Below are 16,301 nucleotides of genomic sequence, written 5' to 3'. Positions count from 1 at the left end.
TTACACCTTATCTAAAATATAAAAAGATTGCCCACCATGACCACGTAGCAACGCTACTCTATCACCTTTATTCAATCTTTCTAGTATAGTTGACTCACTACCGTCTATTTCAACTTTTCTGGATTTGTTAAAACGTCCAGTATTTATCAGACTATTCGGCAGTGGCATATTATTACCAACTAGAACTTCAATGGGGCTATCTGATGTAACAGTACCAAATAGAACATCGCTATATCGGCTGTCTTTTCCCCCTTGCTCCGTTAATTTTTTTATTAACCATTCGCCTGCCATTAGATAATTTCTCCTTCTATAGTCATTGTATTTGCGCCAAAATCATGAGTAACAGACTTTGCGAACACTTGCTTTTGGCCAATACCGATATCATTTAGAGATTGTACAAAAATGGAAAAGATAGAACCTGCACGAATACGCAAATCTAAAACAGCAGTTACTTTTAGTACCCGCTGTTCTTTGTTGTTTTCATTTAATGATTGAACCCCTTGATTCTGCATTTGCGCATCATTGGCATCATTATCAGCTTTTTCATGTTTTTGCAGCCTTCCATAACGTTCAATAGATGCTTGGGAGTTAACAGTTTTTGTAGTGTATGTTTTACGCTCTTTATCGTCACCATCTTCACGTACAACTTTAACAACATTGTATAAGTCTTCTACTGATCGATTAAGCTCCCACTCTGAGACCAAAGAACCATCACCTAATAACAGACCTGAAACAGTAACAGAACTTTGCCAACGTCCATAACTCCGATACCAACCTATTACACCGTAATCATCACGAATAATAAAACGAGTTTCTGTCATTTTCCAAATGGATTCAAGTGACTTCTTAATCATTGAAAAATAGGTTTCTCCGTCAAACACTTCTGCGGGTAGTTTAGTAATTTGAACATCCCCAAAGATTTTAAACGGCTTATCAATAATTTTCATAATTCGAGTAAAACGCTCTTGGGCTGTTGTTACACCAAAAACTAATGTATCTTCACTTTTGAGATAGTACAAACTATCATAAGCCAGACATTCGAACCGTTCCTTACTGTCATAGCCTACTTTAAAAATTTTGCCTTTAAAAATTTTATTTCCATCCCACTGGAACTCAACAATATCACCATTACTTGGTGTAAATCCTTCATCAACTTCAGTCAGTGAAAATTCTAAACTTCCTGCAGAAAAATCCGCATCTTCTTGCTTTTTTATTTTTATAGCAAGTTCTGAAACATCCCAGTTTTTGCTATAATCCCATTTTTGAATGGTAAATTTAGTAATTGCCATTATGCTAACCTCACTGATCCGGCAGTGACCCAACCACGCCAACCGCCTGACATATCAGTGACATGGTAAGGACAAGCCCGACCGCTTGCGATGAAATTTATCTTTCTTTTTGCATTACGTTCTGTTTGTCCTGGTCCTCCTCCATAACTATCAACATGTAGCTGACCATTTACAATGACCGTTGAACCAATTCCAATTTTCGCTGGAGGAGCTGGCTTTTTCGGCGGTGTAGGCTTCGGAACTACTGGAGCACGTTTAGCTGAATAATCTCGCCATTCTTTCATGGAAATAGTAAAAGCGTACTCGTCAGCATTTCCATTTTTGAAACCATAGTCCAGTTTTTCAATAGTCACACGAACATTGATTTTAGTCGTTGATATAGTAAAGCGACCAGCTTTTTTTGAATCAAACCATGCTTTCATAAAGTCAAGATAAAAACTAGCATCTTTGACGACACTAGCAGTTGTGACCTGTGCACTTTTTGACTTTACAGGTAAAGTGGAATCAATAGAAATATCTTGAAGCAGCAATTCACCGATTCTATTTACTTCTCCAAGTTTTAAGATTTCTACCGTTTCATTATTTCTTTCAAGTGCCAGCATAACTTCTTCAGGAGATACTGGCAATTCAATAGTTTTATTTTGATGATTCGTTAAATAAACTCCAATATGTTCAGCCATTTAATTCCTCCTAATTTGCTAAATTAGCGTTATATTTTTGTTGAAGTAAATACTCAAATTCTCCAAGAAGTTCTTCAGCATCTACTTTTGCATCACCAGAGCTTTGAATGATAACATCTCCAAAATTGAAGGTAGTCTCACTCTTACTTGTACTATTTGTTGTAGATACTGGACTAGTTTCCAAAGGTTGACTAGGCACATCATTATTGCCATTGTACGCAACATCAAAGAGACCCGCGCCTGCATTCGCAACATTATCATATTGCTTTTGCATACCAATAGCTAAACCTTGACCAAAGAATTGACCAGTTGCCATAAAGACACGAGATGGAGAATGTACTTCTGCTTTGGCTCTTGCTGCTTTATCTGCTTGTGCTGCTAGAGCACTTGCAGCAGCCGTTACAGCTCCAAGGCTGGCATTCATACCATTTGCTAAACCTTGACCAATGTTCAACCCTATGCCATACATTTGACCAGCTACACCACTCAAAGCACCAGTAATTTGGCTACCCATATTTTGAGCTACACCAACTGCTTGACCAATTGAAGATTGGAATCCACTTACAAAGCCTTGCCCCGCTTGTGTACCTGCATTACTAATAGGCTGTACAGTGTTTTGTGCTGTAGTTTGCAAATTAGTAAGGGCACTTGTTGCTGCGCTTGTATCTGGCGCAGTTACTGGCGGTGTTTGAATTGGTGGTGCACTAGTTCCAATATTTGCAATTGCAGCTGTTGCAGCGCTTGTGTCTGGGGTTCCGGTCTTAGTTGGAATAACTGCCGGATTACTTTGCAATGCTGCTAAAGCTGGAGAACCAACTGCCAATGAAGACGTGTCAATTTGGCCAACCTTCGCCGGCATAGTTAATGGTTGAATCCCTGCCCCAGCAGTTGCTACAGCACTAGTATCAACTTGATTAACCTTTGCTCCAACATTAATATCTGGAACAGCGTTAGTTTGTGATACTGCAGAGGTATCTACCTTGTCAACTTTGGCCGGTACCGGAAGTGGATTATTCAATAGTGAATTCAATCCAGGAACACCTCCGCTTGTCAGTGGTGATGCATCAACTTGATTTACTTTAGCTTTCAAGCTCAAATCTGGAAGTAATGGAGATTGACTTACTGCTGCTGTATCAACTTTATCTACTTTGGCACCTACTGGAATATCTGGTAAATTCATCATTCCTAATTTAGAAGTATCTGGCATTGTAAATTGTGGTTCAATCTTTGGAGATTTGATTCCACCAAGTGTACCACTAAGAGTACTTGCACTTGAATTAACACCATCTAAGCTGTCTTTAGCCCCAGCACCGTTATTAACGATATCATTCAGACTATCATTAAGCTTAGGAGTTACCGCATTATTTGCAAATCCGCTCCAGATATCTTTGATATTACCAATAGCTTTTCCAGCTTCATCCGCAGCCCCTTTTATGTCTCCACTAAAGAGCTTTTTAAATACATTTCCGACACCAGCAACGACTTGAATAACCGTACTGATAACATCGATAATACCAACAAAAGCATCCACTACTAAACCAATAGCAGCTATTAAGACAATAAAGGCTGCGACTACAATACCTACAATCACCATTCCTAATACCTGGAGTACTGGAATAAGTGGGGACAATGCTTGTCCAAGTGCTTGTAATGCATTCCATAACGAACTGAAAGCAGCACCTAAAGCATCAGCAATTGCCCCAAATGCACTTGCAGTAAAATCACGGATTCCTGCAAAGTTTGTATAAAATGCATAAGCTAAGACACCTACAAGGGCTATAATAGCCAAAATTGGCCATGAGATAAGAAGTACTGAGCTACCTATACCAATCATTATTCCGTCTATACCAACAGCAACGCTAGAAAAAATACCAGTGATAGCCCCTATTGCTCCAGAAATAAAGCTAACAATCCCAGAAACTACACCAATGATAGTACTTCCCACGCTTGCTATTGTTGAAATAACTCCACTGATCATGCCAAGGCCTTTCAAAGCAGCTAAACCAGTACCTAATGTAAGAAGGGCATTACCTGCAGAACTTAGCTGTTCTGGAGATAAATTACCAACTGCATCAGCGATTGCTGAAATAGAATCCGCTACTCTTTCAATCCCTTTCCCTGCTAACTGTCCAAGTTTCTCGAAAAAGGTAGTATCATTAGGCATATTATTTTTAATATTTCCTAAAGCCCCGGAAAGAGATTCAAAAGCATTTTTTATGGATTGAAGAGCATTGGTAGATCCAAGACCATCAATGAAGCTATTTATTGCACTCATAACAGCTGAAAGAGCACTACCAATTCCTGCTCCAATACCATCCATGTTAATACTATCTTTCAGACTACTTGCAACACCTTTGGCACTTGATTTCAGTCTATTAAACAAACCTTCAGCTTTTGATATGGCATCAGTACCTTTGAAACCACTCCAAAGACCTTGAACTGCTCCTTTGGCAATATCAAACCCTTGTTTTAGTTTCTTAGCGCCTGCAACAGCTAAATCAAAACTCCTCACCAGTCCTTTTTCAATTTTAGGACCAACTTGATCAATAGTTTTTTCTAAGCCTTTAAAGTTAAACTTATCAACTTTATCTGCAATTTTACTAATAGCATTGATACCGAACTTACTTGCTTTATCAAACGCTGGCTGTAGCTTGTTTGTCAGTCCTTCTTTAAGACCATCCATAGCTTGACCAATCGTTTTGAACTTGGTAGCCATCTTGTAAAAGTCGCCATTGGTATCACCACCGACTTTTGAAATGGCATCAAAGAAGTCTTGAGTGGCTACTTTTCCATCTTGAATATCTTTAACTAACTGCTCTGTACTTTTACCCATCTGCTTAGCAACTGCGGCCATACCTGCTGGCGTTTGTTGAAGCATGAGCTTAAAGTCCATCCATTGAACCTTTGGTAATGCAGCCATCTGAGTAGCTTGTTGACTCAATGTCTTCATGGCCTGTGCGGGATCTTCAGCCGCAGCTGCAAGCCCCCCGAAACCTTCTACCAATTGTGTGGTATTTTTAGTACCTACTGCAGCAAGCTGTGAGTAAGTAGAAGACATATCAGAAGCTGAATAAATGGTTTTAGTCGCAAAATCTTGAAGTTCAGCCTTAACAGCTTTTATCTCACTTGCGCCTTTACCCATAATGGCCATATTACCTTCAAATGTTTGCCAGGTAGCACTTGCTGAGGAAAGTTCCCCAACCATTTCTCTTATTCCATTACTCAGTACATTTATACCAGTTGTGGTAAGAGATTGAACCACTCCCGATATTGCCCCAATTTTAGCTGCTGCACTGGCTGAGAAACTACTCATTGCAGAATCTGCAGTTTTTATTCCACCAGTTAATGAGCTAAAAAGCCCGCTCCCCATTGGCTTATTCATCATATTACGGAATTTATCCATTGAGGAGCTTGTTTTTTGTAAAGAGTTATTGACTGAGTTTAATTTGCTAGAGAAGCCATCAACCAAGGAGAGGGTTGTACTTAATTTAGCACCCATAATTTACCTAACCTTTCATTCCATTTTCTTGTTTTTTCCGCTCTTTTTCTTCCTCTTCTTTCGTTATCTGGATCCCGGCAATAACCAAAGCCCTTTCTGATAACGAAAAAGACGCCCATTGTTTAGGCGTCCATCCGAAATTATTCATAGCGTAGAAATAGTAAATGAAGTCTCCGCCTTCTCCAGCAGCAATTAGTTTTTTACTTCTTCTACTGCCTCATCAACATCAAAACCACTCAATGTTTGGATTTCTTGACCAAGTTCCACATATTGACCCGCTTTAAGCATTTTACGGCAAGTTGCTGCTGCATTCCCCGCAGTTTTATAGTGTTCTTGAAGTTCTGCATTAGTGAGTTCTGGCTCAACTACAGCTTTTTCAATCATCAAATCAAGTAAACGATCAGTATCAGTTTCTGAATGTGTTAAACCTGTTTTTCTGCTACGTTGTTTACGTGTAGATTCTTTTTGAATGCTTTGCATTTCTTCAGCCCCGATTGAGCGAATAATCCAAGGTTTTTTAAATTGTGGAAAAGAAATTTCTTTCTTTTCTTCCAAAACATTTTCATCTTCCAAGATCCAATCTTTAATTGAGTTTGCCATTTGTACTATCTCCAATTTCTATTTTTTATTTCATGTCTGTAAATGATTCTGTCAAAGTAAAATCATCAAAAGTAAAGTCCATTTCGTTTTCTGCAATACCATCATCTGCTTTAAGCATGAAGAGGTCAACCTTGTCAGGCATAAAGTTACTGATTGTAACGACTTGTTTTCCAAGTGTAGAAGATTTATCTTCCATTGTTGCAGTCATTGTCATACGTGGCAAGTAGCCCGAATTCTTGTACTCTTGCATAAGCTCATTCCAAGTTGAACGCATGAAATAGCTAGTCATCTTGCCTTTACCTGTTGCTGAGGTTACTTTTGAACCTTTGAAACGTTTCCCAAGTGCAAAAACATCTTCCTTGTTAAATTCAATTGAAGCTGTTGCTTCTTCTACTTCAATCAGCGGAATATTTTTCCCATCCATTGTGACAAAAATAGTCCCTTCTGAAAGAGCAAGGACGTCTGCATAATTTAAAGTTGCCATTCTTTTCCTCCTAGTTCATGACCACAGTCATATAAAGTTTTTCCATCGCATCTGTTGGTTGAACAACAATAGTCGCAACTACGCTGTCTTTTGTTTCTCCTTCTTCAACTGAAATGTCTGATGAAGGGTCAAAATTCGTAATTGCTTCAATAGCTTGCAAGTGTGAGAGATAATCTGCACGGTTTGCTTTGAATAAATCACGCCCCGTTGCATTGTTGGTGATTTTTCCAATGAAGTTGTCTTCCCAAGTCTCCCGAGTATCATTCGCAATATCATCAAGGACACGTAAAACACGGTTCTTAGAAAACTCTTTACTTTTTTCTTCAGTAAAAGTCACAAGTGAATTGATATCAGTCAAGATTTTCACTGAATTACGACTTGAAATAAAGCACATCACACCAGCGTTAACTTTAGCAATCTGTGCTTCTTCATTGTAGCGAGGTACTGCATCAACAGCTTCTGGAAATTCCATGTAAGTCAATGATTGATTTGCTTCCGCTGCACTTGTAGCACCCGCAATGAATGCTGAAGCCAGTGTTGCACTAAGTACGGTGCCATCTTTCAATTTCACACCATTAGCAACTACAATTACACCTTCATGATCATACGCTACCGCAGCCCCTGTATCACCAGAAGCACCGATTGCATCAGGACCACCAACTTCAGATTGACCAACTGTAAAGCCGTTTGTTGCAGTTGCTTCAGGAACTACTGCTTGAATTTTTCGTCCATGTTCATCACGTAAACGAATAACTGTTTGCGCTAAAAGTTGATGAATACCCGCGCTTGCATCTTGCCCAGCAGCAGTCAAAACATTAAATTCATGTGTTTCAATAGCTTCAATAAGAGCATCAACTTGGCTACCAGCATCTACATCAGTCCCATTTGTGAATGAAATAAGAACAGGAGTAGTTAAAGCTCCAAGCATTTCCATACCATCATCATCTTTCGCCGAATCAATAATAGTTGGAACAAAATAATCGTTAGCAATCAAACCACTTGCTGACGTAACAACTTGTTTATCGACCACATCTGAGCCAAAGAATGTTTGAACAATGTATTTACCAACATTGCTAGGATCAGGCATAACAGATACTTTTAAATCGTTGCCTCGACTACCAGAACATGCTGCTTCAAAAGTCCAAGGAAGAACATCTGATTGAGCATGTGCCTTGTCTCCACCGTTAAAGTTGAAAACATATACTTTCTTAGCCTTAATCAAAATATTGCGTAAAGCTGTTAATTCTGGGCTACCAATTGGCAAACCAAATAGCGAAATGAAATTAGATCGTGCATCTACTTCAATAACTCCATTTTTACCCCATTTAAGGTTTTGCATAATCGTAAAGACTACGCCTTTTTCAGTTTCATTTACAATCGGTTGCCCTTTAGACACCACGTTAATGTATGCACCAGGCAATACTTTATTTTGTTTGTCCCAAATTCCACCAGCCATTAGAAAAGCCCTCCATTTTTGTAATTATCTACAGCTTTTAAAGCCTCATTCCACGTATATTTCAAACTAGCTTTCAAAGCCAGATTAAAGTAAGTACGTTGTGCTCCAATTACGAGTGTGAGCAACTCAGGCTTGCTGTATTTTGTTTCTGCTGCCGTAACTGCAGCACTTTTTGTTTTAGCCATCTTTCAGACCTCCTTTATAATCTAATTTGTCATTGAATTTCCCGCCATCATCTAGCATTACATGAACTTCTAAAGCAAAAGAAAAATGTAATTCAAGAAATGGTGGATCAGATTCTGTTATTTCAAAGTTTCGCTCTGTCATACGAGCTATTCCATGTATCTGCTGTATTTCTATGGCCAATCTCTCAGCCATTGCATCAACATCTTCCCGAGTCTCTTCTTGTTTTGGAAAATAAACAATATTATAGCGGTAAAGTCGTTTCTGCATATCAAACAAATGAGGAATAACATTCATGCTTACTCTTTGAATAAAAAAAGATGGCCCTTTTAAGTCATCTTCTTCAAAGTCAATATTTTCCGTATAAATAGGAATATCAGAAAAAACAGAATCAAGTGTATCAGCAATAGCTTTTGTGATATCCAACTTAACCTCCAATTAATTTTTCCAATGCATTTTCAAAAGCTTTAATCATAATGTCATTCATAGCTTTTTCAATAGGGTCTAAGGACTTCTCTAACATATGAACCCCTTCAACCCAACCATTTTTCAAACGTTTCCCAAGAACAGGGACGTATCTTCCGACTTGTTGCCTGTGGCCTTTTTCCACATAGATTGCATACTCTGCATCATTGTAAATTTCAACCATCAGATTACTTCCAGATCTCTCTGTTTTGCCGGCATTCCACCGCCTTCTTAAGTTCCCATGACCTTTTGTCTTCATGGTGGCTTCAAATAAGTTATTGCCTTGTAATTTCAACCCTGTATAAGTAATAGACTTACCAACAGGCGTGTTCTTTTTTACAATACGAATTGCTATATTTGTAACCCTTTGGAACTCTTTTTCCAACTCTTTTAAAATCAAGTCGTCTTTGACATATTTATCAAAGTTTTTAACAAAGGCTTGGAACTCACTATCATCAAATTTTGCTGATAAAGTCATTATTTTACCTTGTCTTTATACTGAAGATATATTTCCTGATGGCTAGAATATCCAAATGGCCGACTGCCGATGTATTCTGTTACTCGACCATTTACATCAGTCACAGTGATTTCTGCGCCCTTTGGCACGTCTAAATCTGGACTTAGATATAATCTTCCATCATATTCTACAGAGGCTGTCACGCCCCTTTCTGTAGCTTTTAGACCCTTCAAAGAAACACGACACGGAATATCAGAATGTAATGGAACCGACTTCTGTTTGGTAACACTGCCTTCTTTAACAGGTTTTCTAACTGCGATATCTGCCTTATGTTGGTAAAGGGTTGCCAGTGCTTTTTTCATTCTGTCATTCATTTTATGGCAACCTCCGGACACTATTCAATAGTGCAGTAAAATTACCATTAATTGAAGAACTAGCCAATGACTGCTGCAATCTTAGCCGCTTATCTGCATAAACAACTTTTGTATCTCCTTCTGAGATTTCTTTAATATCTTGATTGGCATTTGTTTCCTCATCATTAATTAATCCAAAAGAGTCTATAAAGTTACTGGCCAACATTACAATAGTCTGAAAAATAGAATCTGGAAATTCTTCAATTGGTATGTGTGTATAGAGAGAAACATCATTAAGAACTTTATCAATTACAAAATCTAAAACAAAATTATAATGATTCATATAATCACTATCTTCTGACTTTTTAGGAGCCTGCAATTTTTTCAGTTGTTCCTTCAGTTTTTCTTTATATTCTTTTTCATCCATATTTTTCACGCTGGATTTTCTAGAGTTGCAACACGAGTTTTTAAATCTTCGATTGCATCATTAGCAGTTTTCAATTCTTTTTCTAAATCAGTTTTTACAGAATCAATAGCTGCTTGTAAAACAGTTTTTACTGCTTCCAGTTCTTCTTGGCTAACTCCTTTTCCTTCAAAAATTTCATCAATCAATGCTGAAAAGTCTGAGCCATTTGGCTTATCACCAGTTTTAAAGCGATTTTTTAAATCTTCATTACTCATTTTGTGCCTCCAAATATTTCAGCTTACTCTGCTACAGTTACTGCGACTTCACAAATAGCTGTTTTCCCATTTGAGGTTGTAGCCGTGATTGTTGTAGTACCTTCTGAAACTGCAGTTACCTTACCTTGAACAGGCGTTACTGTAGCGATTGCTGTATCACTCGATGTGAAAGTGACTGTCTTATCTTCTGCATCCTCTGGCAATACTGTAGCTGTTAGAGTTTCTGTATCCCCAACTTTTAGATCTAACGTTGCTTTATTCAACGTAACCTCTGTGGGGGTAATTACTTTTTTTCGTCTTCTACACCAACTTTATGTTTCAAAGCAAGAATAGCAACATTCTTTTCTTCGTAAACACGTTCCCAGTTCTCTGGTTTAGCAAGGTCAACATTGGTAGGGGTCATATTACCTGCTTCACGTTCTGCATCTTTCCATTTAACACCGTATGGGTGCATAGTAACTGCACGACGAGTGTAGATAATATCAGTACCTTTCGCTTTATCACGGTCTGTTTCAAAAGTTGTTAAAGCAGCCGGATTACCTGAGTTACGACCAATAGATCCTGTACCAAATAAGTAAGTAGTATAAACACCGTTACCATCAGCTTTGATACCATCATCAACTACAACACGATAGCCAAGATATGTAGGAATCACCACTTCTCCACGAGAATTCGGAATGAAAACAATCAAGTTTTGTTTTTGAAGCTCTGTATATACTGCTGAGTGCATAGCCAATGTATTTACACGGTCTGCAGCATCTCCAAGTAATTGTTTTGTATCCAACAAAAGCTTACCATCAATATTTTCAGTTGAACGATCGAGCAAGTGAGTTGCAGCTAATGCTCCACCAGCGGCGAACAAACCGTTCATTGTAGCAATCAAGATTTGTTGCTCACGGCGCAACCACCAAGCAGCAATACGTGAAAGCAATGATTTCATTGGATCGTCACCAGAAATGACTGCAGCCATTTCATTAACTGCCCAACCACGGCCGCGGTAGTAAACTGCCGCAACATCATTTGCAGCTTTGATTTTTCCTGTTGTAAGAGCTTTGTCTCCATCTCCAAGTACTTCGTCTTCGCCTGATAGATCAGTCCAGAATGGCATATTTACAAGCAAACCGCCTGATGTAATATTTTTTGATACACGTTCATCAGCTACAGCAATACCTGATTGTACAAAAGCAGATTTTTCTGCTGTGAATTCATCCATGTACTGGTTAAAAATCTCCGGTGTGATAATATCCAGCAACTTCGTAATTTCGTTGTTCATTAATCTTCTCCTTGTTCTTTAAGAAATTCTGTGAGGTTAAAACCCTCTTGCTTCATTGCAGCAGACAGATCAGAAGAAATTTTTGCTCCTGACCCCCCTGCTGGCTTATAACTTTGACCTGTTCCCAAATCAAAAAGATAAGCCTTTTCTTGTTGAAGAGTTGAAATTTGGGCATCTAGTCCTTCAAGTGAGCCATCTTCACCCAGCTTAATACTTTCCAAATCAAGCAATGCTTTGATATCTTTTGCATCACGAGCTTTTGTCTTACTCAGTGCTTCAGTTAATACTGAATCAAAGCGTGTCTGATTAAGCTTCGCATTAAGATTTTCTGTATCTGCCTTGTACTTATCTTGTAGTTCTGATAATTGTTTAGACAAATCTTCATTATCTCCGGCGGACTTCTTCAGAGCTTTAATGTCCGAGTCACGATTGGCTAATTGCTCAGTCAAATCAGTTACTTGGGCTGTCTTCGCGTCCAAATCAGCCTGTACTTTAGCTTTTTCAGCATTAATTGATTGACCATACTTCGCCATTACTGACTTGACTTGCTCATCATTGAGACCTAGTGCTTTCAATTCTTCTGTGTTCATAAGTTTCCTCCTAGCAGTTGGTGAGGCGGTCTGCTCCGCCAAGGATTTTATGATTGTGCTTTTTTTCAGGTCAGCCAAGACCAATAGGGACTATGGGAGTCGAACCCATGTATTACTGATGTGCACAAACAGTACGCTTTTACCTGGTAAGCTAAGTCCCGACAAGAAAACCCCTGGAAGCCCAAGGGTTTAAAAATTATTTAATTTCTTGTGTCATAATATACTTTAAAAAGTTCTAAGGCATCCAATTTATTCAATGCACATAAATCCAATAAAGCAGTTGATAACATCGCAATAGCTTCATCTGTATCCGCTAAAACATCAGCTTTAGTGTAAAGACCTTGCTCTGTATCTCGACCATATATATGAATTTCCATTACTTGCCTCTTATTTTTCCGCAGCAAACTTAATATTTTTTTCTTTGAGATAAGAATCAAAATAGATTTCATCTTTATCTCCATTGTAAGTTACCTCATAATATCGACCATCTGGAATATTGGTGGAAAGTAAAGCCTTATTATTTTGCAACGTCTTACATGCCCATACTACGTAAACTTCTTCGGCTTTTAATTGCTGTTCATTCTTTTCATTTGAAAAATCAGCAACCAATTGTCTTGCTGTGTTTGTAAATTGTAATTCATTCATATTATTTCTCCTCAACCCATTCATCGGGTTCTTTTTCTTTTAAGTATTTCAGTTTCAGTATTTTAACATCATAGATCCACTTAATAATAAGGAATATAGTTCCTGTTGTAAAAAAAATGATTAAGTTCACATATGATAATATCTGGCATAGTTTTAACCAATCATCTAATGACATAACGCCCTCCTTTGAGCATAAGAAAAGCACCTATCGCTTGCTGGTGCTTAATTTTTATAGTAGCGTTTCAATTTTTTCGAGAACCACATCCGGAAGATTTCCTTTATGATATTTATCCATGTATGGATTGAATCTTAAAACCTCTTCGGGAGCTATAATTTCTTCAACAACATTTCTATCACCGTCAAAATAGTAATGATAGAATTTATTTTCTTTTTTGATGATGAAGTTAAGTGATTCAAATTCTCCATCATAGGAATAATATAGTATTTTCAAAATATACCTCCATATTATTTGGGAGCAACTAGTACTTCAATTCCCATATTTTTTAGCTGTTCAAATTCTTTAGAAAGTTTATCTAAATAGCTTTTATCTGGTACAATGATTCTCTTCACGTCATTTTTAAAAGTTAAATCTCCATGATATTGAGCTTCAATATAACGATTTGTTTTTTTATTTGAATTTAAAAATTCTGAGATACTGTTAATTTCCCCAATAGCTTTCTCTTTGATACCATTGTAAGTTGGCTTTGTACCTACTGGTGTAGCAGATGTTATCAAACCTCTTTTGTTAACTAAGCTATCGTTAATGGTATAAGTCGTGCGTTTTCGAACACTATCATCTAACTCAATGGTAATGTCCCCATAACCTAAAACTGAATGACTTGCTTTCTTTTCAAATAAATCATCAGAATCTGAAAGATAGCCATATTTGGGCATTTCGCTTCTCTTAATATTTTCTGGCAAATTAAATAAAGTTTTTTCAATCCTTATTCGCCCTTTAGCGAAGTCGTCCCCAAATTCATGACAACTTTTAAGATTTCCGCTTTCTACTGCTCTTCTAAATCCAATATCTGAAATTCTTATTCTCATAGAAGCTTCATTGGTCAGCTTCGCAAAGGAATCACTTTGAGCATCATATTTTTTAGCATTAACTCGCCCAGCTTTTAACCTTGATTCTTCACGTTTTTCATTTAGGAATTCATCAGTCAAACCTTTCAAAGAAGCTGGTTTAACTTTGTCTACCTTTTCAGATTTTAATGAATCAGTAATTACACTATCTTTTGTCTTATCATCTTTGCCAAATACATCTTCCTTCCACTTACTGTAGGACATATCATCAATAGATTTGCCTTTCCCAGTTTCTTCATTTCTGGACCATCTCTTGATGTCATTTTCTTCAAACCATTTATCCCAAGGAACAGTAGTACAACGACAATAGGGGTGGATAGGTGGGTAATTTGTCCCGGTTTCTTGTTTAGAAACTTCCATCACTTGCCCATCCAGCTTACCGCATACTTCGCAAGTGTGTGATTCAAGAGTTGCTAAATATTCATACTTTTCAAGCCCCGTTTCTTTGTAAGAATCCAGTGTTGCTTGTTCTACAATGTGTGCTGCTTCAGTTGTTACGAGTCTATGTATCTGATTTTCTGAAAAATCTTTTAATTTCACACGGGCCATTTGAGTGAGCCTATCCGGACCATAGCCTAAAGCTATTCCTCTGAAGAGTGTTTCAGATAAAGTCTTTGGTAAGGTATGTGTTGCATTCCCCCAAAGCCTAGTACTGAAATTTGAACCTTTCCACCCAGAATGAATGACTGCACTTAACTTCTTATCATCTACATGGGCAAAGTTAGAACTGAACTTACCTTTTACAGCTTGAGAATTATATATATTACGATAATAGGTATCATTATATGAGCCTTTGAGGAGCCCTTCTAGGCTCTTTACATCCCCAGCAGTCTGTTTACCCATTAAACCAGTTACTTGCAACTGTAGGGCTTGCAGTCTGCTCACGCGGCTTCTATAATACTCAAGGTCCATCTCATGATTAAAACCACCTTGTTTGGCCATTCGCTCCCACTCTGCTAAAGAATATTTAAAATCCTTTAATTCTGAACCTTTGAGAAGTTTTTTCGCATCGATTGGATCAATTGTTCCATCTTTTTTTGCGTATTTCTTACACCAGGAGTCAATTTCCTGCTCAATAAGCTTCTGGGTCTCTTTCAGTCTTTTAGCATATTCTTTTTCATAAGCTTCAGCCTTACTCAGTTGGAGTTGTTTCGTCTTCAGATACCTTTTCTGCCAATAACTTAGCTTTTTCTTCATACGGATCTTGCTCCTCTTGTAGCTCCAACTCTTCTTTCCAATCTTCAACAAGCGGATTGTTTTTAGCGATATTCTGCTTACTTGTCACATCACCAAGCTTCGCTACCATATCAGCTTTTTCTTGCTCATTCTGAATGCTTGAGCGCTCCCATGTTTGAATGATTTCCAAGTCATCCTGGTCTTTTCCTTTGGATTGTAAAATAAAGTGAATCAAGCGATTAAAGCCAACCCTATACTCCGACTCTAAAGCACTTGCTTTTAATTCAAGCAAGCCATAAAGCATTTTAAGAGCAACACCGCTATTATTTCCAAGCTTTTCAAGTTTAGTAGGGTTAACTCCTTGTCCTTGAACAAAGATTGAATCAAGTGTCTTATCCAATAAAATATTACGTGCTTCAACCGGAATATCAATTGTCAGTGTATCAACACCAGATTTATCACCATCACCATAACTATCCCGTTTAATTGCCTTGTATTTATTCAATTCTTCCATGAACTGATTGAGGTCTGTACCACCGTAGTTAGTGAGCACAAGGATTACTTCTTGCACGTCCTCAACATCATTTACAAATCCGTTATAAACTTTATCGTAAACATCAATAAGACCTTTATACTTATCAAGATCGCTAGTGTGAAGTTGATTATTAGGGAATCGAATGAAGGGAATACCATCAAAACCATGCTTTAAAACATTGACATTATCGCCACCAATCAATGCCGTTTTATCAAATGTCCTAATGCAATTGTTCTCTATCATTTCGTCATAAGTTGATTTGAACTTGAAGAAAGATGCTTCTTCTTTTGTCCAAAATTCAACGAATGTATATGGCTCCCCAGATTCTTCGTCAATCTGTGAGTACTCTCTACGAACTGCAATAATCTTTTTCTCAATGTCATTGTTGTAGATGGGAGTTAGTTCATCTGGAGCTACAATAGCGTATTTGAATTTGTTTCCCTCTTCCTCATCATTCCAGACATGAAGCCATGCATCACCTGCGTTAGAGGAATCAATTATTAAACGATGCACTGTACGTGGAAATTTATCTCCTAGCTCAGTATTAATAATTTTATTCAGGTCCTCATTTTTAACATCAAATACAGGAACTGTGGCACCAACATAACTTGCTTTTTGATCAACCAAAAGTTGGTGATAGTTGTTACTTACACGACTATCTGATTTACGTAAAAGCTGTTCACGCTCATCTTTCTTACCATCTACCTTGCTCTTGCCCCCGTTGGGCTTAGTAATATCATTTTCATTAAGATAATACTTCAAAGCTTTTCTGTATTTCTTGTGCGATTCTCTGACTTTTACATCAAAGTCTGCACGTTTATACAAATATATTGCTTTTTGTACGTCCAT

At 37.8% G+C, this 16,301-nt stretch carries 23 protein-coding genes and 1 tRNA gene; all 24 read right to left on the bottom strand.

Annotation, left to right across the window (positions count from 1 at the left end; genetic code table 11):
- The 24 genes from J0J36_RS03290 to J0J36_RS03175 all read right to left on the bottom strand — a co-directional run bounded on the left by J0J36_RS03290 (window position 1) and on the right by J0J36_RS03175 (window position 16,301).
- Window positions 1–291, bottom strand: coding sequence for a DUF2577 family protein (locus J0J36_RS03290; protein ID WP_206886782.1), 291 nt, complete (start codon window positions 289–291; stop codon window positions 1–3).
- Complete coding sequence (locus J0J36_RS03285; protein WP_206886781.1) at window positions 291–1,289, bottom strand: hypothetical protein; 999 nt, start codon at window positions 1,287–1,289, stop codon at window positions 291–293. The genes J0J36_RS03290 and J0J36_RS03285 overlap by 1 nt, the downstream gene beginning before the upstream one ends.
- On the bottom strand, window positions 1,289–1,969 hold the full coding sequence (locus tag J0J36_RS03280) for a hypothetical protein (protein WP_206886780.1): 681 nt from the start codon (window positions 1,967–1,969) through the stop codon (window positions 1,289–1,291). The genes J0J36_RS03285 and J0J36_RS03280 overlap by 1 nt, the downstream gene beginning before the upstream one ends.
- Before the next feature lie 10 nt (window positions 1,970–1,979).
- Window positions 1,980–5,468 (bottom strand): tape measure protein, encoded by a 3,489-nt coding sequence (locus tag J0J36_RS03275; RefSeq protein ID WP_206886779.1) that lies wholly within the window; start codon window positions 5,466–5,468, stop codon window positions 1,980–1,982.
- A 7-nt stretch (window positions 5,469–5,475) separates the two neighbouring features.
- A complete protein-coding gene (locus J0J36_RS03270) occupies window positions 5,476–5,616 on the bottom strand; it encodes a hypothetical protein (RefSeq protein ID WP_155379916.1) in 141 nt (46 codons plus the stop codon).
- A 44-nt stretch (window positions 5,617–5,660) separates the two neighbouring features.
- Window positions 5,661–6,068 carry a phage portal protein gene (locus J0J36_RS03265; RefSeq protein ID WP_206886778.1) on the bottom strand — a complete coding sequence of 136 codons (408 nt, stop codon included), beginning with the start codon at window positions 6,066–6,068 and terminating at the stop codon, window positions 5,661–5,663.
- Between the two features lie 25 nt (window positions 6,069–6,093).
- Window positions 6,094–6,552 (bottom strand): phage tail tube protein, encoded by a 459-nt coding sequence (locus tag J0J36_RS03260; protein WP_040087016.1) that lies wholly within the window; start codon window positions 6,550–6,552, stop codon window positions 6,094–6,096.
- Between the two features lie 10 nt (window positions 6,553–6,562).
- Window positions 6,563–8,008, bottom strand: coding sequence for a phage tail sheath C-terminal domain-containing protein (locus tag J0J36_RS03255; protein ID WP_206886777.1), 1,446 nt, complete (start codon window positions 8,006–8,008; stop codon window positions 6,563–6,565).
- Window positions 8,008–8,193 carry a hypothetical protein gene (locus J0J36_RS03250; protein ID WP_040087012.1) on the bottom strand — a complete coding sequence of 62 codons (186 nt, stop codon included), beginning with the start codon at window positions 8,191–8,193 and terminating at the stop codon, window positions 8,008–8,010. Before J0J36_RS03250 ends, J0J36_RS03255 begins: the two co-directional genes overlap by 1 nt.
- Window positions 8,186–8,617 (bottom strand): DUF6838 family protein, encoded by a 432-nt coding sequence (locus J0J36_RS03245; RefSeq protein ID WP_206886776.1) that lies wholly within the window; start codon window positions 8,615–8,617, stop codon window positions 8,186–8,188. The genes J0J36_RS03250 and J0J36_RS03245 overlap by 8 nt, the downstream gene beginning before the upstream one ends.
- Window position 8,618: 1 nt before the next feature.
- Entirely contained in the window at window positions 8,619–9,134 is a 516-nt protein-coding gene (locus tag J0J36_RS03240) for an HK97 gp10 family phage protein (protein WP_206886775.1), read from the bottom strand.
- On the bottom strand, window positions 9,134–9,487 hold the full coding sequence (locus J0J36_RS03235) for a hypothetical protein (protein WP_206886774.1): 354 nt from the start codon (window positions 9,485–9,487) through the stop codon (window positions 9,134–9,136). Before J0J36_RS03235 ends, J0J36_RS03240 begins: the two co-directional genes overlap by 1 nt.
- A gap of 1 nt (window position 9,488) precedes the next feature.
- Window positions 9,489–9,893 carry a hypothetical protein gene (locus J0J36_RS03230; protein WP_206886773.1) on the bottom strand — a complete coding sequence of 135 codons (405 nt, stop codon included), beginning with the start codon at window positions 9,891–9,893 and terminating at the stop codon, window positions 9,489–9,491.
- Between the two features lie 5 nt (window positions 9,894–9,898).
- Entirely contained in the window at window positions 9,899–10,147 is a 249-nt protein-coding gene (locus J0J36_RS03225) for a hypothetical protein (protein WP_206886772.1), read from the bottom strand.
- 23 nt (window positions 10,148–10,170) lie between these two features.
- On the bottom strand, window positions 10,171–10,410 hold the full coding sequence (locus tag J0J36_RS03220; RefSeq protein ID WP_206886771.1) for an Ig-like domain-containing protein: 240 nt from the start codon (window positions 10,408–10,410) through the stop codon (window positions 10,171–10,173).
- Between the two features lie 20 nt (window positions 10,411–10,430).
- On the bottom strand, window positions 10,431–11,420 hold the full coding sequence (locus tag J0J36_RS03215) for a major capsid protein (RefSeq protein WP_206886770.1): 990 nt from the start codon (window positions 11,418–11,420) through the stop codon (window positions 10,431–10,433).
- The gene (locus tag J0J36_RS03210; RefSeq protein ID WP_040087002.1) at window positions 11,420–12,010 is read right to left on the bottom strand and encodes a phage scaffolding protein; all 591 of its coding nucleotides are present in this window, start codon (window positions 12,008–12,010) and stop codon (window positions 11,420–11,422) included. The genes J0J36_RS03215 and J0J36_RS03210 overlap by 1 nt, the downstream gene beginning before the upstream one ends.
- 84 nt (window positions 12,011–12,094) lie before the next feature.
- Window positions 12,095–12,171: transfer RNA gene (locus J0J36_RS03205), tRNA-OTHER, on the bottom strand.
- A gap of 39 nt (window positions 12,172–12,210) precedes the next feature.
- Entirely contained in the window at window positions 12,211–12,387 is a 177-nt protein-coding gene (locus tag J0J36_RS03200; RefSeq protein WP_206886769.1) for a hypothetical protein, read from the bottom strand.
- Window positions 12,388–12,397: 10 nt separating this feature from the next.
- The gene (locus J0J36_RS03195; protein WP_040087000.1) at window positions 12,398–12,655 is read right to left on the bottom strand and encodes a DUF6275 family protein; all 258 of its coding nucleotides are present in this window, start codon (window positions 12,653–12,655) and stop codon (window positions 12,398–12,400) included.
- 1 nt (window position 12,656) lies between these two features.
- Window positions 12,657–12,830, bottom strand: a complete 174-nt coding sequence (locus J0J36_RS03190; protein ID WP_206886768.1) for a hypothetical protein — start codon at window positions 12,828–12,830, stop codon at window positions 12,657–12,659.
- Window positions 12,831–12,884: 54 nt separating this feature from the next.
- Window positions 12,885–13,106 carry a hypothetical protein gene (locus J0J36_RS03185; protein ID WP_232621187.1) on the bottom strand — a complete coding sequence of 74 codons (222 nt, stop codon included), beginning with the start codon at window positions 13,104–13,106 and terminating at the stop codon, window positions 12,885–12,887.
- A 14-nt stretch (window positions 13,107–13,120) separates the two neighbouring features.
- Entirely contained in the window at window positions 13,121–14,938 is a 1,818-nt protein-coding gene (locus tag J0J36_RS03180; RefSeq protein ID WP_206886767.1) for a minor capsid protein, read from the bottom strand.
- The gene (locus J0J36_RS03175) at window positions 14,874–16,301 is read right to left on the bottom strand and encodes a phage portal protein (RefSeq protein WP_206886766.1); all 1,428 of its coding nucleotides are present in this window, start codon (window positions 16,299–16,301) and stop codon (window positions 14,874–14,876) included. Before J0J36_RS03175 ends, J0J36_RS03180 begins: the two co-directional genes overlap by 65 nt.

It is taken from the genome of Lactococcus sp. LG1074 (assembly GCF_017309525.1).
Taxonomy (GTDB): Bacteria; Bacillota; Bacilli; order Lactobacillales; family Streptococcaceae; genus Lactococcus; species Lactococcus petauri.
The sequence above is the reverse complement of the archived record's forward strand: the minus strand, read 5'-3'. Positions and strand labels throughout refer to the sequence as shown.